The following is a 23,096-nucleotide window of genomic DNA, read 5'->3' on the forward strand; positions in this document are numbered from 1 at the left end:
GTATAATTGATTTTAAAGTATAGAGTTTGATGACGATTATGCAGCTATTTCAAGGGAACTCACTTTATGTAGGCTAAATACTACATGGAGTGAGTTTGCTGTTTTGTCTTTAACAATATTTTAATGTATAGAATTATATAAAAATTTAAAAAATCTATTGACATGTAAATTGATTTATATTATACTTAGTTCATATTTAAATAGTAAAAACTATGATAGGGAACAGTAGATATGGAGAGTGTTTTAAAGAGAGTGGGAATTGGTGAAATCCCATAGGCATGTTGTGTTGAACTCACCCTTGAGTTGCAGGCTGAAATAGTAGTAGGCTGTGCCGATATGAGTCGTTATTAAATTAAGTAATAAATTTGGGTGGTACCGCGAACAGACTTCTCGCCTCATAAGGAAGCCTGTTTTTTTATGTTTATTTTAATAATATTGATGTTTAAAAATGTTATAATCTTAATATTAAGTGTATAAAAGCTATGATAGGGATTAAGTAGGTTTATGAGTATTTTAAAGAGAGTGGCAATTGGTGGAAATCCACAAATACTTTATACTGAAACTCACCCTTAAGCTGTAGACTGAAATTTAGTAAGTCATGCCGGCATGTGTCGTTATTTAATTGAGTAAAATTTGGGTGGTACCGCGGACAGACTTCTCGCCCCATGAAGAGGTCTGTTTTTTTGTACTTAAAAAGCATATTAGCTATAATCTGCCATGATTTTTCACTACATAGAATTTACTAAAAATATCAAATTAAATTTACAAGGAGAGATGACCATGAAAGTTGCTGAAGCAGTTATCCAATGTTTAAAACAAGAAAATGTGAAAATGGTATTTGGGTATCCTGGTGCTACAGTAGTTCCTATGTATGAAGCTTTTAGGAGATCAGATATTGAACATGTACTTGTAAGACAGGAACAAGGTGCAGGACATTGTGCTAGCGGGTATGCTAGGGCTACAGGAGAAGTGGGAGTCTGCATAGTTACTTCAGGCCCTGGTGCAACTAATGTTATTACAGCCATTGCTGCGGCATATATGGATTCTATTCCTCTTGTTATCATTACAGGTCAGGTTAAGTCCGTATTAATTGGAAAAGACGTGTTTCAGGAAGTAGATATTACAGGTGCTACAGAATCTTTTACAAAATATAATTTTCTTGTAAAAGATGCAAAATCCATACCTAAGACCATAAAAGAAGCTTTTTATATAGCAAATACTGGTAGAAAAGGACCTGTACTTATAGATATACCTACGGATATAATGGAAGAAGATATTGATTTTGAATATCCTGAAAGTGTCAATATAAGAGGATATAAACCTACTACTAAAGGACACTTTAAACAGATAAAAAAAGTAGTAAACAGACTTAAAACCAGTGAAAGGCCAATTATCTGTGTGGGTGGAGGAGTTATACTGGGAAAAGCTGAAAAAGAACTAAAACAATTTGTGGAAAAATCCCACATACCTGTTATACATACTCTCATGGGAAAGGGGAGTATGGATGAAAATAGTGAGTATTATGTAGGCTTAATTGGAACTCATGGCTTTGCCTATGCAAATAAGGCCGCTGAAAATTCAGACGTTTTAATACTTATTGGAGCTAGAGCTTCAGATAGAACTACCTTTGGTGTAAAAACTTTTGCCAAGAAGGCGGATATAATTCATATAGATATTGACCCTGCGGAGATAGGAAAAAATTTGGATACTTATATTCCAATAGTTGGAGATTGTGCTAATATTTTAACAGAGTTAACAAAAGAAATAACACCTATAGAGACTAAGAACTGGATGAATGAGATTAAAGAATGGAAAGAGAGTTTAAAGGTAGTTAGAAAACCTACAGATAAGGTAAACCCTAAATATGTTTTAAAAGTTGTATCTGATATGGTAGAAGAAGATGCTATTTTAACGGCAGATGTAGGCCAAAATCAGCTCTGGTGTGCACGTAATTTTAAAATAACAGGAGATAGAAAGCTTTTGACTTCCGGTGGACTGGGTACCATGGGATATTCCCTTCCAGCAGCTATTGGAGCCAAACTTGCTTGTCCAGATAAGAGAGTTATAGCTTTTGCAGGTGATGGTGGATTCCAGATGAGTGTATTTGAATTGGGTACTGTCACTGAAAAAAATGTAAATCTAATTATAGTGGTTTTTAATAATTCAGGACTGGGTATGGTTAGAGAAATTCAAAATAATAGATCCCTTGACGAGTTTGGGGTTAATTTTAGAACTAATCCAGATTTTATTAAACTATCAGAAGCCTATGGGCTATCAGCAAAAAGAGTGAAAAATGACAATGAATTTGAGGAAGTTTTTAAGGAAGCTTTAAATTCAGACAAAGCATTTTTAATAGAATGTATTGTTGATCCACATGAAAGAACTTTTTAGGAAGAGGTGAGTACCATAAAAAAGCATGTATTATCAATATTAGTAGAAAATCATTCAGGTGTTTTAAGTAAAGTAGCTGGCCTGTTCAGTAGAAGGGGATATAATATCCACAGTCTTACAGTAGGAATCACAGAGGATCCTGAAATATCAAGAATAACCATTGTATCTATTGGGGATGACTATGTGGTGGAACAGATTAATAAGCAGTTGAATAAGCTAATTGAAGTTATAAAAATAATAGATCTTACAGATACTCCTTCAGTGTATAGGGAACTTTCCTTGGTAAAGGTATCTGCAGACCCAAGTAATAAATTGATAATTATGGAAACTGTAAATACTTTTAGGGGAAACATAGTTGATATGAATGAAAAGAGTATGATGATTGAGATAACTGGAGATGAAGATAAAATATCTGCCTTTATTGAGATCATGAAACCTTATGGAATCAAGGAAATTGTACGTACAGGACTTACAGCCCTTCAAAGAGGATGTAAATCATAATTTAATAGTTGCTTATAAATCGAACCGATAAACCAACAAGAGAAGCAAAAATGCTTCTCTTGTTGGTTTATAACTTAACTATTATTTTTGTAACAAAGATACTTTTAGTTTTTCTTCCTCTTCTACAATAGGACTTACTTTATCGAAGGCATTTATATACATCTGTTTTATTTCACTTATAAGCGGATACCGTGGATTTGTCCCTGTACACTGATCATCAAAGGCCTGTTCCGACATATCATCTAAGGTGGCATAAAATTTTTTCTCCACAACTCCTGCCTCCCTAATGGTTTTTGGGATATTTATCTTTTCTTTTAGCTCATCTATTGCCTTTATCAAAAGCCCTACTTTTTCATCCTCACTATTTCCGCCTAACTGCAAATGATCAGCTATTCTGGCATATCTCCACTTGGCGTTTGGGTATTTATATTGAGGAAATATTGCCTGTTTTCTCGGATCATTTACTGCATTAAATTTTATAACTTCATCTATCATAAGTGCATTGGCAATTCCATGAGGTATATGGTGCGCAGCTCCTAATTTGTGTGCCATGGAGTGGCATACTCCTAAAAATGCATTGGCAAATGCCATACCTGCCATAGTTGAAGCATGTGCCATTTTTTCTCTGGCTTTTACATTAGTGGTTCCTTCTGCATAGGCTAACGGTAAATACTTAAATATCAATCTTATTGCTTCAAGTGCCAACCCATTGGTATATTCTGAGGCCATTACAGATACATAAGCCTCCAGGGCATGGGTCAGTGCATCTATACCCGATGCTGCAGTTAGTCCCTTTGGCATATTCATCATAAGCTCTGCATCAATTATAGCCATATCTGGTGTTAATTCATAATCCGCCAGAGGATATTTGGCTCCTGTTTTTTCATCAGTAATTACTGTAAACGGAGTAACTTCTGAGCCTGTTCCTGCAGAGGTAGCCACCGAAATCATCATCGCTTTTTCGCCCATCTTAGGGAATGTATAAACTCTCTTTCTTATATCCATAAATCTCATGGCCAGGTCTTCAAATTTTATTTCAGGATGTTCGTACATCACCCACATAATTTTTGCAGCATCCATTGCGGAACCACCGCCAACTGATATAATAGTATCCGGATTATATTCAAGCATTTCTGCTGAACCTTTTTTAGCTGTAGCAATACTTGGATCTGGTTCCACATCTGTAAATATTTTATAACCTACTCCCATTTCTCCAAGAATTTTTGTAATACTATCCGTATATCCTAATTGATAAAGAACTTTATCTGTTACTATAAAAGCCTTCTTCTTATGCATAGTCTTTAATTCTTTCAAGGCAGTTCCAAGTCCACCATATTTGAAATAAATTTTTTCAGGAACTCTAAACCAAAGCATGTTTTCTCTCCTCTCCGCAATACTTTTTATATTCAACAAATGTTTTGGTCCAACATTTTCCGATATGGAGTTTCCTCCCCAGGAACCGCAGCCAAGGGTCAATGAAGGAGCCAGTTTAAAATTATATAGATCTCCTATAGCTCCCTGTGCTGACGGCATATTTATAAGGGTTCTACCTGTCTTCATAGCTTCACCGAATTTTTCCACTTTTTCTTTTTGGGTCATGGTATTTACATAAAGCACAGAAGTATGCCCTATGCCTCCCAATTCAACCAGTCTTGCTGCTTTTTCCAGACCATCATTGAAATTTTTAACTTTGTACATGGCAAGAACCGGAGATAATTTTTCACGAGAGAATGGTTCTTCAAGTTCTACGGACTCTACTTCACCTATAAGTATCTTTGTTCTCTCAGGCACTCTCACTCCTGCCATTTCTGCTATTTTACAAGCACTCTGTCCAACAATATCAGGACTTATACTTCCATTAACCAAAATAGTCTTTCTGACCTTATCTATCTCGTCATTTTTCAGTATATAGCCTCCTCTTTCTGAAAATTCTCTCCTTACTTCCTCATATATTCCATCCAGTACCATTACCGACTGTTCCGAGGCACAAATCACACCATGATCAAAGCTTTTTGAAAGAAGTATGGAGTTTACTGCCATTTTAATATTTGCACTGTCATCAATTATAACCGGAGTATTTCCAGGACCAACTCCTATGGCAGGTTTTCCCGATGAATAAGCTGCCCTAACCATACCTGGCCCGCCTGTAGCAAGGATTAAATCCGCCTCCCTCATTACTAGCTGAGAAAGCTCAATTGACGGTTCATCTATCCATCCTATAATTTCCGCCGGTGCCCCTGCCTCAACTGCAGCATCGAGGACTATTTCTGCTGCCTCAACAGTTGATCTCTTAGCTCTAGGATGAGGTGAAAAAACTATGCCATTTCGGGTTTTAAGGGCTATTAGAGCTTTGAATATTGCCGTAGAGGTGGGATTTGTAGTGGGCACAACTGCTGCAATAACACCTACGGGTTCTGCAATTCTAACCATACCAAAACCTTCATCTCTTTCTAAAACTCCGCAGGTCTGTTCATCTTTATATTTATTGTACACATATTCTGAAACAAAATGATTTTTGATAACTTTATCTTCCACAATTCCCATGCCAGTTTCTTCTACAGCCATTTTAGCAAGTTTTATTCTGGCACTATTGGCTGCCATAGCTGCCTGTTTGAAAATCGCATCTACCTGTTCCTGGGTATAAGTAGAAAATTTCTCCTGTGCCTCTCTTACCTTTTGTAATTTTTTCATTAATTCCTCATCATTTGTAACTTTCATAAGCAACACCTCTTTTTTAATTTTTTAATAGTGTTAGCATATGTATGGTATATTTATTCTTCCAAGCAAAAAAGTTGTAGAAAACTACAACTTTTTTAAAGTAAAATGCTATTGTTGATTTTTCAATGGGTCATATCCAACTACAGTCCATATTCCTGTATTATCTTCTCTTATAAGTCTTTTTAAATACACTCTTTTTATAGTAGTCTTATCTCCGCCTACCTCTACAATTGCTTCTTTGCCGGTATTTTCAATCACCTTTAATTCTTCATATTTAATAGGATACTCCCCTTGAATACCTTCAGGCGAAATTTTTAAACTTGCGAAAACCTGAGCTACAAAAACAGGATCTAATTTCCAGGGTGAATGTCCTGCATCCACATTTTTCTGTTCCTGCTCTTCCACTTTTAAATCAACAGGAACTTCAACTTGTGGTTTATCTGATGACTGTTCTTTTGATGATATGTCAACTATACCACTAGTTAAACCCTTTATAAATAATTCTAGTTCTTCTAAATAAGTGTTACCAATCACAGCATATTCAAAACCATCTTGCTTCCATCTAACTGAACTTATACCTGTTATATCTGCATAAGCCCCCTGTCCTTGAAGAACTCCTACCTCACTCTGTATAGGCGATTGAATTTCTGCTACATTGTTGTTTACCTTTCCTAAAACTGACATAGATGCTGGTTTAAATTCACTATCAGATTTTTTTTGTAAAATCACAACCTTTTTTTTATTATCTTTGGAGGTATAATTTATCTTAACAACTTTAGCATCATTTACTATTGATATATTGTTTTGAATAAATGATGATGGAACATCTTTAGGTACTGTAGGTGTAAATCCCAAGATTTCTTTAACATCTGCCAGACTATTTACAATCTGCTCCGTATTTGTATCTATTTCTTTAAACCCTTTTGGTACATTGTAGGCCAAAAGTTCCTTAGGAATACTTTCAATAAAATCTATACTTGTATAGCATACCTTATATTGAATGGAGTACTGCATGGCAGATTGTTTTTGCAGTGGCATTTTGGTATCTTTATCAATCCATATTTTATAAGGGCTTCCCCCCTTTGGAGTTACTTCCATTACAATAGCAGTTCTTCCTGAAACCTTGTCTTCAGCTACAATCTTAGTTTCAAGTGCATTTTTTACGTCATCTATCTCTTTTCCCAATTCAAATATAAAACTATAGGAATCAGGAAAAGCAGCTAATACCTCTACTTCCTTTTGCCCTGGCTGAATCTGCCATTTCTTTTGTCCATTATTTACAGTAATCACATCCTTTTGAGCTCCTTCCAATCCTTTAACATAATATTTTCCTTCCTTATCAGCCCATACTTCCAATTTCGACTGTACTGTAGATTTTCCCTGTGCATTAGTTTCTATAACCTGAAGAATCCCATGATAAGCTTTTACTTCCTTAAAAGCCTTCTCCATGGCATAGACCATATCCAACTTTCCAAAAGGCCGCAGTATATTCAATATAACGATTAATGCAACAGCTGCCGCAACAGAGGCTATCCCTAAAAACCACCTTTTTCCTGACCTCTTTAAGGCTTTTTCTCTCAGGAACTGCTTATTTACATTATTAGCTAAATTTTTAACATAATTGTCTTCTGGAAGACCTGGTTCTTTTAAACTGCGTACTAACCTTACAGTTTCAAAAAGTTCCTCCATTTCAGGTGTATCTGCTGGGTTTCCATGTTCTTTAGGTTTTTTTTCATTATTTAAACTGTCAATATAATCCGTTAACTTCTTTTCTTTATCGGTCATCAATTACACCTCCATAATTTAATATTCATCCTTGAGAATTTTTGTAAGGTTTTGTAGTGCCCTATATTGTAGGACCCGAATATTGCCCACTTTTTTATTCATCTGCCTGGCAGTATCCTCTACGGAGAATCCTTTTAATATTCTTAACTCAATAACAGTGCGCTGTTCCTCATTTAAAAGCTTTAATGCATTTTGTATAACTTCACGCTGTGCCATATCCTCCGTACAATCTTCTACTGACGCTGACTCCGGGTTTATATTATCAAAGTTAACTATGCTGCCCTGACGTTTGTTTTTACGCCACTTATCTCTCAGGATATTTAATGAAACAATTTTTAAAAAACCTATAAATTTATCCACTTCTATATTATTTTTTCGTATATATGAAATAGCTTTGAAATAAGTTTCCTGAGTAATATCTTCAGCTTCTTCACGATTTTGTACTTTAAAGTATATAAAACGATACAATGGTTCCCATGTAGCTATACACATCTTTTCAATAGATCTTATGTCATCTATCTTAATATTCTTTTCACCATCTATCATAAGTTACAACCCCCTTTACAAGTTACCTAGTTACATTAATAATGACGTTGAAAACAGCAAAAAAGTTACAATTTAAAGATATTCTTTAATAATATTTTTAATGGAAATTCAATATTGTAAGTATTTGTTTATATCATTAAAATGATGTGTAATTTACATTTTGGAAAGGATCCATCCAGTATAGTTTTATATATTTAATAATTCAAATTCAAGTAAACAAAATAAGAGTTACATATTGACACGTAAAAAATATAGAGATATAATAAATAAATATTTATTTATTTATTATATCTGAGAGTCGAGGGTGATATATATGGCAAGAATTGCAGATCCTGAAAAAATGGATAGTATTAAGAGAGCAGTCATGGAATGTGTAATAGATTATGGATATGCAGGAGTATCTACTGCTCTGATCTGTAAGAAAGCAGGAGTTTCACCTGGATATTTATATCGATATTATGATAGTAAAGAAGAATTGGTACAAGAATTGGTAGATTCAAAGATAGGAGTAATAGTTAATGATTTTATATCAGATATTGATTCTTCTGATACTATGTATGAAGCCGGATATAAAACAATAAGAAAATTATTTATGAATGCGAATAAGGAACCAATGCTGGCAAAATTTTCTGCTTCTATTGTAATGGATCTAAGAATACCGACAAAAGAAAAATTTAATAAATTTAGTGGTGTCTTAAATTTAGCGAAAAAATGCATTGAGTTAGGAAAAAAAACAGGTGAAATTAAGTCTAACATAACTACTACGGAAGTACTGATTGTATCTTTTACAATTCCATTTAGGTACTTATCATTTTCGTTAGAATTGGAAAATGATAAAAAATTTACAGAAGAAGAAGCTAAAAGAATAGCAAAAATATGTGTTAATGCATTGAAATAATCTTTTTATTTATTAATAAAAGTAAGAGCAAAAATTTTATAATAAATATTTATTCCTATATGATAATGCATTAAAATTGTTTCCTAGATTAAATTCTAAAGTCAGGTAGAATTAGAGATGGAACTGCTATAAGTGAAATACTAAATTAAAATTATATGACAGCTTAATCCATATGGAGAAGCCCTTTGAAATCTTTGATTTGATTGTATATTTTAGAAGAAATCCATAAGAAATGGAGAGGTAGAAACTTGATGAAAAATAGAGTAAAAATTGAACCATCTGATTTAGTAATCAATTTTATCGTAAATAAAAGCAAATATATCGAAATATTTTTCGCTATCTTGGTTGCAATCAGCATGTTTTTATATCCGTTTGTGAAAGTCAATTATGATCTGACCAAATATCTGCCCGATACGGTGGCATCCAAAGTCGGCTTAAATCTTATGAAGAAGGAGTTTGGTTATCCCGGTACCGCACGTATTATGATCAAAAATGTATCCTTGTATCAAGCAAAGCTGTATAAAGAAGAGATAGAGGCGGTAGATGGCGTAGATACAGTTTTCTGGGCAGATACAACAGAGGATATTAAAAAGTATACCGATGTGTATACTTCTGATACCTTTATAAAAGCTGAAAACATCCAGGATTATTATAAAGACAATTGTGCAGTGATGGATATTTCTTTTATTGCAGGAGATTCCGATACAAGAACGTCGAAAGCACTGGACAAGATTTATGAGATTGTAGGGGATAAGGGCAGCTTTACAGGACCGGCTGTTCAAAATAAATCTTTGAGTGAGAGCTTGAACAAGGAAATGAAAAGTGCTACGGTCATTGTCGTCATCGTCGTGGCAGTGGTACTGCTTCTAACAACAACAGCATGGCTGGAGCCGTTGTTGTTTCTTCTGGTCATGGGGATCGCCATCGTGATCAATATGGGAACAAACGTATTTCTGGGAGAGATATCATTTATGACGGCAAGTGTGGCTCCCGTCCTTCAGATGGCAGTTGCAATGGACTATTCTATTTTTCTGATGCATGCGTTTACCAGAGAAAAAGATGAGGGCAAAGAACCCAAAGAGGCGATTAGGATTGCCATACGGCAATCCGCATCCTCCGTTATTGCCTGCGGCATGGCAACCATTATTGGTTTTTTAGCGTTGACCATCATGAAGTTCTCAATAGGCTACGACTTGGGCATTGTTCTGGCAAAGGGAATTTTTATCAGCCTGTTGACCGTTTTGTTTTTGATGCCTTGCATGATTATACGCAGCCAAAATATGATTCAAAAAACTGCACATCGTAAACTGATAAAGCTTCCCAAAAATCTAGCCAAAAATATTTTCAAGGTCAAATATGTGGCACTGGGGCTTGCAATATTTTTGGCAGTGCCATGCTTTATTGCAAAAGATATGAACAGCTTTCTTTTCGGCAACTCGGCGGTGGGTGCGGGGGAAGGAACTCAGGTTTATAAAGATGAGCAGGAGATTGACAGGATTTTTGGAAGAAGCAATATGCTCATGGCATTGGTACCAAATGATTCCAACATAAAAGAGAAACAATTGTCCGATGAACTGGGGAAACTCAGTTATGTGAAAAAGGTAACCTCACTGGAAAATACGCTGCCGGAAGGTATACCGGAAAGCATCATTCCCAATCAAATCACCACACAATTTCACTCGGGCAAATATGCCCGGATACTAGTTTACATAAGGACACGGGAAGAAAGTGCCTCGGCATTTCGATATTCTGATGAGATCAAAGGCGTCGTTCAAAAGTATTATCCACAGCATTCGTTTTTGATTGGAGCCACGCCTTTTACACAGGATATCAAAACCATCATCACCCGTGATTATACCTTTGTAGACAAGCTTTCTCTACTGGGAGTGGTAGTTGTGGCAATGTTGGCTTTCAGATCACTGTTGCTTCCTGTTTTACTGGTAGTACCTATCGAAATAGCCATTTTTTTCAATATGGCAATACCTTATTTTATGGGAGAAAATATGATTTTCATGGGTTACATTATCGTCAGCTGCATCCAATTGGCTGCAACCGTGGACTATGCAATATTGATGACCAACTACTATTTAGAATATCGAATGCGTTTGGATAAAAGACAGGCTATCCTGGAAATGATTTGGGCAGCAGTTCCACCCATTATGAATTCCGGAATAATTCTGTCCTTTGCAGGATATACACTTTACTTCACTTCCAGTATTGCGGCCATTGGTGCTATGGGACATCTCATCGGACGTGGGGCACTGCTGAGCATTGCAATGGTAGTTGTGCTGCTGCCGGCACTGCTGTACATTTTTGATTCGCAAATCTACAGGCATATTTCCAGAAGAAAGCAGCTGAAAGATAAAATCAAGAAAAAACTTGCACATAAGCTGCAATTGGCTGGAATGTTGTCTGAAGCAGAAGGGGAAAGCAGTGAATTCTAAAAACAACAGCGATAAATCTATTGAAAGTTTGGAGGGATTGAAGGATGAAAATTAGAAAAAGAATTTTGTCAAGTATAGTAGTATTGCTGATTCTGCCCGGCACCTTATCGACTACGGTCATAGCGGCAGCGCCGGGAGTTTCGGTGGATGAATCCGCCTATGTAAATCTTAATTACTATGGCATACCCACCAATATAAATATAGTAAAAAGCTTAAGTTTAAACGGAAATAAGCAATTTACAGACTATGGTGAATATGAAAAGGTGACTAATATGTCCAACAATGTTGTTCCGACGATGAAAGATGGGGCAATCAGCTGGAATTTGAACAACTACAATGGAAAATTTTATTACGAATGCACTCCTAAAAAGGGAACTGTGGTTTTACCCTGGAATGTGGATGTGTCCTATTCTCTTAACGGCACTCCCATAGATGCCTCCAAGCTGGCAGGTGCATCTGGTTTGGTTCAGGTAGATGTAAAGGTAACGCCAAATACCAAGGCCGATATATATTACAGAAACAATATGCTTTTGCAGATGCAGACTATAGTGGATATGTCAAAGGCATCCAATGTGGATGCTCCGGGGGCACAGGTTCAGACCATAGGCAATAAAAAAATTATTGTGTTTGCCGCGCTTCCAGGAGAGAAAGATACCTTTACACTCCGCATCGGTACGAACAGTTTTGAGACCGATGGTATTCTGCTGACCATGGTGCCGGGAACCTTAAAACAGATGCAGGATGTGAAGGACCTCAAAGAGGACATTGATACATTTAGAGATTCCGTGAATTCTATCTACGACAGCACAAATGCCCTTTTACAAACCGCTGAAAATATGGAAAGCGGTTTGTCACAGGCTCAGTCCGGTTTATCCTCGTTGGATCGTGCCAACAGCAACATAAGTGCATCCAAGGACAGTTCTTTTGCCAAATCAGAAACAGCATTGGCGGATTTGTCAAATATCGCAGCCAATACGGCAGCAATGATTCCTCATATCGGTGAAGGAGAGAATGCTATTGAAGACTTGAACTATGATTTGAATGCCATGACAAAAACCATTGAAAGCACAAAGACCGAGCTGGAGCAATATAAGACTTCCATCAAAAATGTGCAGGATGACATCACAAAGCTGCGAAATGTTGTGAAAGATGTAAACAGCAAATCCGATGAAAGAGATGATCTGCTCCAACGTACCAAGTCGGATATAAAAGATATGCAGACGGATTTGGACGATTTGAGCGACAGCTCTGCTGACTTGAGCAGCAAGTTGAGCACAATTAGTTCTGACATATCTACATTATCAGATGCCATGAAAAATGTAGAGTCGGAGTTTTCAGAGTTTTATGGAAAATATTCACAAATCATTGAGTCTGATGAAACATTGAAAACATTGTGCGATAACATACAGAGAATGCTTTCCTACGTTGACTCAACGCTCTCAGATCTTGCTGCGCCATGTGATTCTGCCAGTGAACTGCTCAGCGTAATATCCGATATATCTGAAAATGGGAAAGATTATCTGAGTACTGCCAATAAAAGTATCTCTTTGTTAGAAGATTATTTTGAGGATTTTCACAAGGCAAATAAGATTACAGACAAGATGCTGGGTGAGCAGGAAAAGATCTTGTCAACCACCAGCAGTATGCTGACAAAAAGTGAAACGCTTATTGACAATGTTTCGGCAATCAACGATACAGCCAATAAGTATGAGAGCAGTTCTATAAAAGCACTGCAGGATACGGAAACCCTTTTAGAAAGCATGGTGAAAGGACTTAATAGTTCCCAGGATTTCCTGAATGATTTTGAATCTACGCTTAAGAACAACAGCGATGATATCAGCCAGGGCAACAGCGATACACTGAAGGGCCTCATCGGTGTATTGAAGCAGAGTCTTGAGGGAATTAAAACTACACCTACCATGCGGAAGGCAAACGATTCTATTAAGTCTACTACGGACAAGGAAATTGATAAATTTGAAAATGAGAACAGGTTACTGTATTTAGATCCGGAAGCAGAATTAATCTCGTTTACTTCCAGCAAAAACTCTTCGCCCAGGAGCATCCAGGTGATCATGAGAACACAGGAAATCAGCAAGGATAGTGGTAATAATAATATAGCAAATGCAGATTTGGACGAGAAAGATAAAGGTGTACTTTACAGAATCGCTCGTGTATTTATTGAGCTAAAGCAGGCTGTAGTATCAATTTTCTCTAATATCAATCAGTAAAGTGTCAAATCTGAAATTGAGTCAAAACAGTAAATGACATGAAACAACCAAATTCTTTATACACCGGGATCTGGTTGTTTTGCATTAGCAGCTTTTCTTAAAAAACAGTTTTATTTATTGATAAAGAGTGTGGTATCATTTACTATGATAATAAATTGAAATTATTTTCTAAATTAAATTCTAATCTACTGTAAAATTAATAATATGTCTTTTGACTTTAATGTTATCGATGTATTAAAAGATTAAATTATATTTGGTGTGAGCAAACTAAGTCTAAATTCCATAATTTACATAAAAATTATTGAATTATTTTTTTATATCAGGGCATATTAAATAGTGTAAAGAGCATGAGAATTGAGCCGAAGCTTATATATGTTCTTATATTTAAGAATATATATAAGCTAGCCTAAAATTGTATATAGTTTTTTAGAAATTTAGTAGATAATTTAAAAATACTTCTTGGTAAGTTTTTGTAATGTTCACGCTAAAAATTAAAAAATGTTATGTATACAATTAAAGGTGGATCTTATATGTCGGTGAAAGGTTTTATTATAGTTAATTATATTGATTATAATAAGATCCCAAATTGTTGTATAAGGTTCAGCGAAGATCATTCAAGGTGCTGAAATGGTTATATACAGCTAAAGGGTTGTATATGGCTGTGTAGGTATGTTGTGTGGTTGAACGAATCATCAATATGGGTGATGAACTGTTTAATTATAGTTTTTGACTTATAGCAATATAATAGAGGATTATAATTAGATATTAAATTATCTGTATTGGTGTAAGGTAAATTCTCATGTTCTTTATATTTTGTCTTATATATAAATGTAATTCTTCTATAACATATAGAGAAAAAAGGTAACTTAAAATTAAAGTCGTACTATAATTTATATTATTATAGTATGGCTTTTTTTGTAAAATTTTAGTTTTCAAATATAAATGGCTATGTTATAATAAAATTCAATAGAGAGGGGATTAATTATGGATTTAAGCATGAAAATAAGAGAAACTGTGGAATATATAGATATGAATATAAGAGTCACTCCTAAGATAGGGATTATACTGGGCTCGGGGTTAGGAGAGCTGGCAGAGGAAATTGAGGAACCTAAAATTTATAATTATAATGAAATACCGCATTTTCCGGTTTCTACAGTGGAGGGACACAAGAATAGATTTGTTATAGGAGATCTTGAAGATAAACGTGTAATTGCAATGCAGGGAAGGTTTCATTATTACGAAGGATATTCAATGGAAGAGGTAACTTTTCCCATTAGAGTAATGAAGAAATTAGGAGTAGAAATACTTATAGTTACTAATGCCGCAGGAGGAGTAAATAAAAATTATAAAAGTGGAGAACTTATGCTTATAAGTGATCATATAAATTTATCCGAACGGAATCCACTTATAGGAAAAAATTTAGAGGATTTTGGAACTAGATTTCCGGATATGTCAGAGGCGTATAATAAAGGGCTTATAAAGATAGCAAAGAATGCAGCACTACAATTAAATATACAATTACAGCAGGGAGTATATGTATACATGAGTGGGCCAAGCTATGAAACACCAGCTGAAATAAATATGTTAAGTATATTAGGAGGGGATGCAGTAGGTATGTCCACAGTTCCAGAAGTAATTGCAGCAAATCACAGTGGTATGAAAGTTATGGGAATATCCTGTATAACTAATATGGCAGCAGGAATACTTAGGCAGCCTTTAAACCATGAGGAGGTTATAAAGACTTCATCTATGGTATCTAAAAATTTAAAATTACTTTTAAGAAAAATATTGAGGGAACTATAAAAATAAGGCACTAAATCTAAAGGTTTGGTGCCTTATTTTATAATTTTAACGAAAGAATATATTTAAAGTATATTATACATATCTTTTTCATGTTCATGTTTTTGCTTTACCTCTAGTATATTATGAAGCACTAATTTTATAGCTATAATATCATCTAGATATCCAATTGGAAATACATAGTCTGGAATAATATCTACGGAAAGTATAAAATAAAGCAGTCCACTTCCAAGTAGAGCGTGAATTTCTTCTGGAATACTCTCATCACAGAATTTTTTATACATTTGCTTTAGTTCCTCTATAAATAAACCACTTCCATTTACAGCTTCTATTTTTTTATTAAAATCTTTGTATATGATATTTTTCCCTTCTTCTGTAAGGGCATATATTTTATATTTTTCTAGTTCCTCTTCTATTTTTGATAAATCACATTTGTAATTTAGTAGATCAGGCAATTTTAAAAGTTCATGAATGTTTTTTATAAGGGAAGATGAATCCATAGAGTTTTCATCATTTAAGGATGTTATATCATATCCATCAGCTATTAATAATTTTTTTATAGGCACATTTAGACATTTAGAGAGAATTCTAAGATGATTCATATTTGCACATTGTTTGCCATTTACAATTCTTGAAATGGTGGCAGTATCTATCCCACTTAGGGAACTTAATTTACGCATGGAAAGTGAATTTTCTTTTAGTAAAGTTCTAATCATAGATCCTAATTTAGATTTTTTCTTATCTTCATACACACTTATCTCACTCCTTAATTAATTAAAAGGTTATTTAAAAAAAATAATAATTATTTATATTAAAGTATATGCATGATGGGCTATGTTAGTATAATTGACTTTAATAATTTTGTTAATGTTGAATTTATTTCAACATTAATTTGAAAAATAAGAAACAATTTCTACATATAAGTATACTATGATATTAGATTGAATTAGGGATGTAATCTATTTTGGAGGTAACAATACAATGAATGGTTTAAATGAAAATAGATTAGAAGGATTTAATATAGGTAAATCAAAATTTTATAATAGTATAGATAAGAAAGAAAAAAAATATTTAGATCACAGTACATTATTATGGACAGTTATAGGTCCGGGACTTTTGGCTGCCATGGGAGATAATGATGCTGGGGGAGTCATATCTTATTGTGTAACAGGTATTAAATTTGGCATAAGTTTATTCATTCCCCTATGTATTTGTCTTATTATAATACCCTATGCAGTTCAGGAAATGTCAATGAGGGTTGGTACTATAAGTCAAAGCAGCCTTATAAAACTTATTGAAAAGCACTATGGCAAGTATTGGGTAAGGTATCATGTAGCTGCTTTGTTTGTTGAAAATATTTTAATGCTTTCTACGGAATTTATAGGTATGACTGCAGGTTTAATTGTCATTGGAATACCTATTTGGATGTGTACAGCTATTAGTTTGGTGCTGATACTATCAATTGTTACGTTTGCAGGATACAAAAAAAAAGAAAGAATGGCACTTTTAATTGGCAGTTCCAATATAATATTTATTGTGATTGCATTTATTGTTCATCCTAATGTAGTAACTAGTCCGTATAATTTTATGCCCTTGAATTTAGTTCATGGCAGTAATGATTTATTGTGGTATATTGCAGCTATTGCAGGTAATTCGATAGCTCCCTGGATGGTATTTTTTCAAAGCAGTGCTTATGTGGATAAAGGTGGTGCAGGGAAAAGTGATATTTTTGAAAGGCGTGTGGATATTCGTATAGGGTGTATAGTTCAGGTGATAATTGCAATTTGTATACTTATTTCTGGAGCAGCATTATTTGGACATATACAGAATATAGAAAATGCAGGACCTGCTGAACTGATAATTGGTTTTACAGATTATTGTGGTAGAGGCATAGGCACATTATTTGCTTTAGGTATATTTAATGCAGGCCTTCTTGCTTCCATTACAATATCACTATCTTCTTCCTGGTGTGTGGCAGATGCATTTAATTGGCCTTGCAGCTTGAATGATAAAATAAGGGAAGCACCTAAATTCTATATTATATACATTGGAAGTGTGATTATAGCGGCAATGATTATTTTAATACCTAATCTGCCTTTAAATTATATAGCACTTATTACTCAAATAATAGGTGGAATTATAATGATTCCTATTATTATTTTTATTATATTGATGGCAAATAAAAAGGATATTATGGGTAAATATAAAAATACTTTATTCATAAACATAAGGGCTTATATGGTTGCAGCAATATTAATAGGAATAACTATACTTCTTTTATGGAATTTTTTATAAATATATTAGTATTTTGAATTATAAAAGTAAGTACTTGTACCTTAGGAATTTTCATGATACCATGGTACAGTATGGAATAATCTATTTAATATAATGTATTAAGATTATTTTGATTTAGGCATGTTTTAATTCAGGAAGAAGGTTCAAGGGTGAAAAAGGATAATATTTCTATTGGCTATAGAACATTTATTTTAACTTTTACACTTATGGCTATTATAATGTGTATAATTTTTAATGTTCTTTTATTTTATGGATTGTTTATAAGTGTAATTTTTTCTTTAGGCATGTTCAAAGTATGTGGTTTTACATTTAAAGAACTTTTAATAATGATTACAAATAGTTTTATAGAATGCAAGGAACTTTTTATCTTAATATTACTTATAGGAATAACTATTCCAATATGGTTTTCCTCGGGAATTATACCTGCTATGATGTTTTATGGATTTAATTATATAATAGGTAAAAATTTAATATTTGTAGCATTTATATTTACATCTTTAGTTTCAATTTTTATTGGTTCCGCAGTTGCCTGTATAAGTACTATAGGAATTGCATTACTTGGCCTTGGCAAGATATTTCAAGTTCCAGACTATATTCTTCTTGGAGCCATTGTTTCAGGTGCATTTTTAGCGGATAAACTTTCCCCAATTTCAGGACTGGTAAATCTTATGATTTCTACTGTTAAGATATCCTATAAGGAAGCACTTATATCCATGCTAAGAACTATTTTACCTGCTTATATAATTGTATCTATAGTTTATTTTTATATGGGTAGAAATTACACTATAGCGCAGTATGCATTAGGTGATTTTCAAAAATCTATTGGAGAAAATTATTTTATGTCTCCCCTGCTTTTATTGGTACCGGTTTTAATATTTTTGTTATGCTTTTTAGGAGTAAAGATGGTTAAATCCCTACTTGCAGGGGTAACTGTAGGAATAGTAATAAGTATTTTTTTTCAGAAGGTATCTTTGGTAAAAATTTTTAGTTATGTTCTGTTTGGATATAAAGGGCATACTACTTCATTGCAATTAGATAAAATATTGGTGGGAGGAGGCATTCAGTCAATAGTTAGTATATTTTTTATAATAATGATGGCTGTTGCTTTAAGCAGTATATTTAGTGGTACTGGAATTATAAATCCTATAATAAATAAAATGATTTCTAAAGTAGAGTGTAAAGAAGAGATTATTGTAAAAACAGGGGTTATAAGTTCTATGTTAACTATAATTTGCGATCAAAGTATGGGAATAATACTACCAGGAGAACTGTTAAGAGATAAATATAAAAAATTGAAAATTGAAAATCATGTTTTAGCCAGGACCATATCTGATACAGGAGTTATGGTGGCACCCTTGATACCCTGGAATGGAAATTCACTGTTTATTTTAGCACTTACAGGAGTGTCATCAATCAAATATGGGCCTTATGCATTATTGTGTTATGTTTTACCTGTAGTTGCTTTATGCCTAGTTTTTTCACAAAAAATATTTCAAGAAGAGAATTGTTAGATTATAAAAAACTTAGAATTTAAGTTTTTGGTCTAATATCGGCAAATATTGGAATAATGCAATAAATAAGTATATTTATAGTTGCAGAAGGGTAAATCCTTATATATAATAATAAATAGGTAAATTTAAAATTACGGAGGTGTATATTATTAATAGAGTTAATAACTTAAATGAAGAAATTAAAGTAGAAAAAATTAGATTGGTAGGAGAAAAAGATAGTATTATTATAAATACTAAAGAGGCTTTAAATATAGCCAGGGAAAAGGGCTTGGATTTAGTAATGGTTTCGCCTCAGGCTAAACCACCTGTGTGTAAAATAATGAACTATAGTAAATTTGTCTATGAGCAATCTAAAAAGGCGAAGCTGGCTAAAAAGAATCAAAAAATTGTGGAGTTGAAAGAAATTAGACTGAGTGCTACTATCGAGGAAAATGATGTAGAAATTAAAGCTAATAACGCAAGAAAATTTTTAGCTAAAGGTAATAAAGTTAAGGTATCTATAAGGTTTAGGGGGAGACAAAATAATTATACAAATTTAGGTAGAAATGTTTTGAATATATTTTTAAGCAAGGTGGAAGAGGAAGCATCTGTAGAAAGAGCTCCTAAATTAGAAGGGAATAATATGTTTATGATTCTAGCTCCTAAAAAGTAGTATGTCTAATAAAAATATAAAAAGTTCTATCAGGGCTTGACGAATTAAGTCCTGATTTTATTTTTTTGCAAAAAATACAACAATTTTGTATACAATGTTTACAAAAAAAATTTAGTGTATTATAATGATAATGATGAATGATATTGAATGTCATTATCGTAAATTTGATTAAAGTAAGTTTAGTTGCTACATAAATAATGGTTTATAGGGTAAATGATTTTGATAAATACATAATTTTTGTAGAATTTGTGGAAGAGGAGGAAGTATAATGATACCTATTACAATGATAAAAGTAGGAGAAACAGGCAGTATTAAAAATATTTTAGGTAATGATGATACCCGTCGCCATCTGGAGCATCTTGGGTTTGTTCTTGGAGAAGATGTAACTGTAGTGGCTGAAATAGCTGGAGATATTATTGTAAATGTAAAAGATGCTCGTATTGCCTTAAATAAATCTATGGCAAAGAGGATTATTGTATAGTATATTCACAAATAGAAAGGGGATAAGTATATGAAGACGTTGAAAGACATCAAATGTGGTGAGACAGTTACTGTTGTTAAGGTACATGGAAAGGGTGCCATTAAAAGAAGATTTATGGACATGGGCTTGACTAAAGGTGCTGAAATTTATGTGCGTAAGGTAGCTCCCTTTGGAGATCCAGTAGAAATTAATGTAAAAGGCTATGAGCTCAGTCTGAGAAAAGAAGAGGCCTTAATAGTAGAAGTTAGTTAGATTAACACTTAACTAAGAACTATAAATTTTAAATATTGACACCAATTAGGAGGGATGTAAATGTCAATTAAAATTGCTCTTGCTGGTAATCCAAATAGCGGTAAGACAACTATGTTCAATAATTTAACGGGCAGTTCACAGTATGTGGGCAATTGGCCAGGTGTTACTGTGGAAAAGAAAGAGGGTAAGCTTAAAGGCCATAAAGATGTTATTATTCAAGATTTACCCGGTATCTATTCTCTTTCTCCCTATACTCTGGAGGAAGTGGTTTCAAGGAATTATTTAATTAATGAAAAACCAGATTGTATTATTAATATTGTTGATGGCACTAATATTGAAAGAAACCTATATCTCACTACGCAACTTATGGAAATTGGCGTACCTGTGGTTATGGCTGTAAATATGATTGATATGGTTCGTAAAAATGGAGATACCATAGATATAAAGAAATTAGGAGAAGCCATTGGTTGTGAAGTTCTTGAAACATCTGCAACAAAGGGTATTGGTTCTAAGGAAATAGCGGAAAAAGCAATAGAGCTTGCTAAAATGAAAGCTGTTTCTTCTCCAGGTCATACTTTTTCAAAGACAGTAGAAAATGCTCTATTAGAAATTCAAGATATTGTTAAGGATAATTTAAATGGCCTAAATGCCCGTTGGCTTGCTATAAAATTATTTGAGCGGGATGAGAAAATTGAAGAACAGATAACTCTTTCAGATGATATAAAAGAACGCATAGAGAATATTATAGATGAGTGTGAGACAAAATTTGATGATGATAGTGAAAGTATTATTACAGATGAGAGATATTCTTATATAGGCAAAGTTGTAAAACAAGCTGTTCATAAGAAGAATAGAAATAAGTTAACAGTTTCTGATAGGATTGACAAGATTGTAACCAACCGTATTTTGGCCTTACCTATTTTTGCAGTTGTTATGTTCCTTGTTTATTATCTTTCTATTTCAACAATAGGATCATGGATGACCGACTGGGTAAATGATGTCTTGTTTACTGATATTGTACCTAATGCAGTGAAAGGTTTTCTAACAGCTATTGGCACTGCTGAATGGTTGAATTCCCTTATTTTAGATGGTATTGTTGCCGGTGTAGGTGCCGTACTTGGCTTTGTGCCTCAAATGATGGTATTATTCTTATGTCTTGCTTTACTAGAGGACTGTGGTTATATGGCACGTATTGCATTTATTATGGATAGACTATTTAGAAAGTTTGGACTGTCAGGTAAATCTTTTATTCCAATTCTTGTGGGAACAGGCTGTGGTGTTCCAGGCATTATGGCAAGTAGAACCATTGAAAATGAACTTGATAGGAGAATGACAATTATGGTCACTACTTTTATACCTTGTGGAGCTAAGTTACCTATCATTGCCTTAATTGCAGGGGCTTTGTTTCCAGGCTCTACGTGGGTTGCACCTTCTGCATATTTCTTAGGAATTGCAGCTATTATTGTTTCAGGTATTATGCTGAAAAAGACAAGGATTTTTTCTGGAGATCCGGCTCCTTTTGTAATGGAACTTCCGGTATATCATGTACCAGGTGCTAAAGGTGTTCTTATTCATACATGGGAGCGTTCAAAAGCATTTGTTAAGAAAGCAGGAACTGTAATACTTCTTGCTACTATCGGCGTTTGGTTATTAAGCTCATTTAGCTGGACTTTTAAAATGGTGGATATAGAACAATCCATACTTGCTAGTATAGGAAATGTAATTGCACCTTTGTTTGCTCCACTTGGATGGGATAACTGGAAAGCTGCTGTGGCTTCAATAACTGGATTAATAGCAAAAGAAAATGTTGTGGGAACTTTTGGTATTTTATATGGTTTTGCTGATGCGGGTGAAAATGGAGCGCAGGTTTGGGGGACTCTTCGATCGGCATTTACCCCTCTTTCAGCATATACATTCCTTATATTTAATTTATTATGTGCTCCTTGTTTTGCTGCCATAGGTGCTGTTCGTAATGAAATGGCTTCGGCAAAATGGACATGGGGTACTATTGGCTATCAGACCGTATTTGCCTATGTTATTGCATTGATTGTATATCAATTAGGTTCATTATTTACAGGTGGAGGTTTTGGCATAGGTACAGTTGTTGCTATTGCTTTAGTTTGTGTATTGATTTACCTCTTATTTAGAAAACCTGTTAAGGTTAATAATAAAGTTAGTGATTCTAAAAAACAGGAGGCGGTGGTATAATATGTCTACTGTCATAGTTGGAGTAATTTTATTTGGCATAATAGCATTTGCTGGATATAAAACTTATAAGTCTCACAAAGGAGGCAGCGGTTGTGGCTGTGGTTGCTCTGGCTGCGATAAATCTGAAGAACATTAAAATACAAAAACAGCTTGGTGTTGTGCCAAGTTGTTTTTGTATTTTAAAACTGAAATTAAATTATTATATTTAATAAAAACATAACAATTTTATGTACCATGTTATATTTATTATTGATAGTAAAATTTAATATCATTACATAACAATTAATATACCGTAAGAATTTTAAAACGGTAAATTTGAGAGTGTTATTATCATATTAATAAAAACGGCGGTAGGAAATTGATGTATTTTCTATTGCTGTTTTTGT

17 protein-coding genes and 2 other annotated features are annotated in these 23,096 nt (G+C 33.9%); of the genes, 13 read left to right on the plus strand and 4 right to left on the minus strand.

The features are described from left to right. Positions 1-203 precede the first annotated feature (203 nt). Positions 204-401, plus strand: a binding site (T-box leader). Between the two features lie 72 nt (positions 402-473). Beyond that, positions 474-669, plus strand: a binding site (T-box leader). A 111-nt stretch (positions 670-780) separates the two neighbouring features. Beyond that, complete coding sequence (gene ilvB / locus AB3K27_RS10345; RefSeq protein ID WP_368491103.1) at positions 781-2,391, plus strand: biosynthetic-type acetolactate synthase large subunit; 1,611 nt, start codon at positions 781-783, stop codon at positions 2,389-2,391. A 15-nt stretch (positions 2,392-2,406) separates the two neighbouring features. Continuing rightward, on the plus strand, positions 2,407-2,892 hold the full coding sequence (gene ilvN, locus AB3K27_RS10350; protein WP_368491210.1) for an acetolactate synthase small subunit: 486 nt from the start codon (positions 2,407-2,409) through the stop codon (positions 2,890-2,892). An 81-nt stretch (positions 2,893-2,973) separates the two neighbouring features. Here ilvN and adhE read toward each other — a convergent pair whose 3' ends face one another. The 3 genes from adhE to AB3K27_RS10365 all read right to left on the minus strand — a co-directional run bounded on the left by adhE (position 2,974) and on the right by AB3K27_RS10365 (position 7,941). After that, positions 2,974-5,610: a bifunctional acetaldehyde-CoA/alcohol dehydrogenase gene (adhE, locus tag AB3K27_RS10355; RefSeq protein WP_368491104.1), complete on the minus strand. Its 2,637-nt coding sequence runs from the start codon at positions 5,608-5,610 to the stop codon at positions 2,974-2,976. Positions 5,611-5,718: 108 nt separating this feature from the next. After that, the gene (locus AB3K27_RS10360; RefSeq protein ID WP_368491105.1) at positions 5,719-7,395 is read right to left on the minus strand and encodes an outer membrane lipoprotein carrier protein LolA; all 1,677 of its coding nucleotides are present in this window, start codon (positions 7,393-7,395) and stop codon (positions 5,719-5,721) included. 18 nt (positions 7,396-7,413) lie between these two features. Continuing rightward, positions 7,414-7,941: an RNA polymerase sigma factor gene (locus AB3K27_RS10365; protein ID WP_368491106.1), complete on the minus strand. Its 528-nt coding sequence runs from the start codon at positions 7,939-7,941 to the stop codon at positions 7,414-7,416. 313 nt (positions 7,942-8,254) lie between these two features. On the opposite strand from AB3K27_RS10365, the gene AB3K27_RS10370 reads away from it, so the two are divergent. From AB3K27_RS10370 to AB3K27_RS10385, 4 genes are all read left to right on the plus strand, one after another. Further along, positions 8,255-8,839 (plus strand): TetR/AcrR family transcriptional regulator, encoded by a 585-nt coding sequence (locus AB3K27_RS10370; protein ID WP_368491107.1) that lies wholly within the window; start codon positions 8,255-8,257, stop codon positions 8,837-8,839. Positions 8,840-9,090: 251 nt separating this feature from the next. Beyond that, positions 9,091-11,283 (plus strand): RND family transporter, encoded by a 2,193-nt coding sequence (locus AB3K27_RS10375; RefSeq protein WP_368491108.1) that lies wholly within the window; start codon positions 9,091-9,093, stop codon positions 11,281-11,283. Between the two features lie 44 nt (positions 11,284-11,327). Continuing rightward, on the plus strand, positions 11,328-13,511 hold the full coding sequence (locus tag AB3K27_RS10380) for a hypothetical protein (protein WP_368491109.1): 2,184 nt from the start codon (positions 11,328-11,330) through the stop codon (positions 13,509-13,511). A 984-nt stretch (positions 13,512-14,495) separates the two neighbouring features. Further along, on the plus strand, positions 14,496-15,314 hold the full coding sequence (locus tag AB3K27_RS10385; RefSeq protein ID WP_368491110.1) for a purine-nucleoside phosphorylase: 819 nt from the start codon (positions 14,496-14,498) through the stop codon (positions 15,312-15,314). 62 nt (positions 15,315-15,376) lie between these two features. Here AB3K27_RS10385 and AB3K27_RS10390 read toward each other — a convergent pair whose 3' ends face one another. Next, complete coding sequence (locus tag AB3K27_RS10390) at positions 15,377-16,063, minus strand: DUF1232 domain-containing protein (RefSeq protein ID WP_368491111.1); 687 nt, start codon at positions 16,061-16,063, stop codon at positions 15,377-15,379. A gap of 229 nt (positions 16,064-16,292) precedes the next feature. On the opposite strand from AB3K27_RS10390, the gene AB3K27_RS10395 reads away from it, so the two are divergent. The 7 genes from AB3K27_RS10395 (at position 16,293) to AB3K27_RS10425 (ending at position 22,846) form a co-directional block, all read left to right on the plus strand. Further along, a complete protein-coding gene (locus tag AB3K27_RS10395) occupies positions 16,293-17,606 on the plus strand; it encodes an NRAMP family divalent metal transporter (RefSeq protein ID WP_368491112.1) in 1,314 nt (437 codons plus the stop codon). A 149-nt stretch (positions 17,607-17,755) separates the two neighbouring features. After that, positions 17,756-19,117: a Na+/H+ antiporter NhaC family protein gene (locus AB3K27_RS10400; RefSeq protein WP_368491113.1), complete on the plus strand. Its 1,362-nt coding sequence runs from the start codon at positions 17,756-17,758 to the stop codon at positions 19,115-19,117. 139 nt (positions 19,118-19,256) lie between these two features. Continuing rightward, the gene (gene infC, locus AB3K27_RS10405; RefSeq protein WP_368491114.1) at positions 19,257-19,769 is read left to right on the plus strand and encodes a translation initiation factor IF-3; all 513 of its coding nucleotides are present in this window, start codon (positions 19,257-19,259) and stop codon (positions 19,767-19,769) included. 268 nt (positions 19,770-20,037) lie between these two features. Further along, positions 20,038-20,250: a ferrous iron transport protein A gene (locus AB3K27_RS10410; RefSeq protein ID WP_368491115.1), complete on the plus strand. Its 213-nt coding sequence runs from the start codon at positions 20,038-20,040 to the stop codon at positions 20,248-20,250. 30 nt (positions 20,251-20,280) lie between these two features. Next, positions 20,281-20,502: a ferrous iron transport protein A gene (locus tag AB3K27_RS10415; RefSeq protein ID WP_368491116.1), complete on the plus strand. Its 222-nt coding sequence runs from the start codon at positions 20,281-20,283 to the stop codon at positions 20,500-20,502. 60 nt (positions 20,503-20,562) lie between these two features. Then, a complete protein-coding gene (feoB, locus tag AB3K27_RS10420; protein ID WP_368491117.1) occupies positions 20,563-22,710 on the plus strand; it encodes a ferrous iron transport protein B in 2,148 nt (715 codons plus the stop codon). 1 nt (position 22,711) lies between these two features. After that, the gene (locus AB3K27_RS10425; protein ID WP_368491118.1) at positions 22,712-22,846 is read left to right on the plus strand and encodes a FeoB-associated Cys-rich membrane protein; all 135 of its coding nucleotides are present in this window, start codon (positions 22,712-22,714) and stop codon (positions 22,844-22,846) included. Positions 22,847-23,096 lie beyond the last annotated feature (250 nt).

Source organism: Clostridium sp. BJN0013 (genome assembly GCF_040939125.1).
GTDB lineage: Bacteria > Bacillota > Clostridia > Clostridiales > Clostridiaceae > Clostridium_B.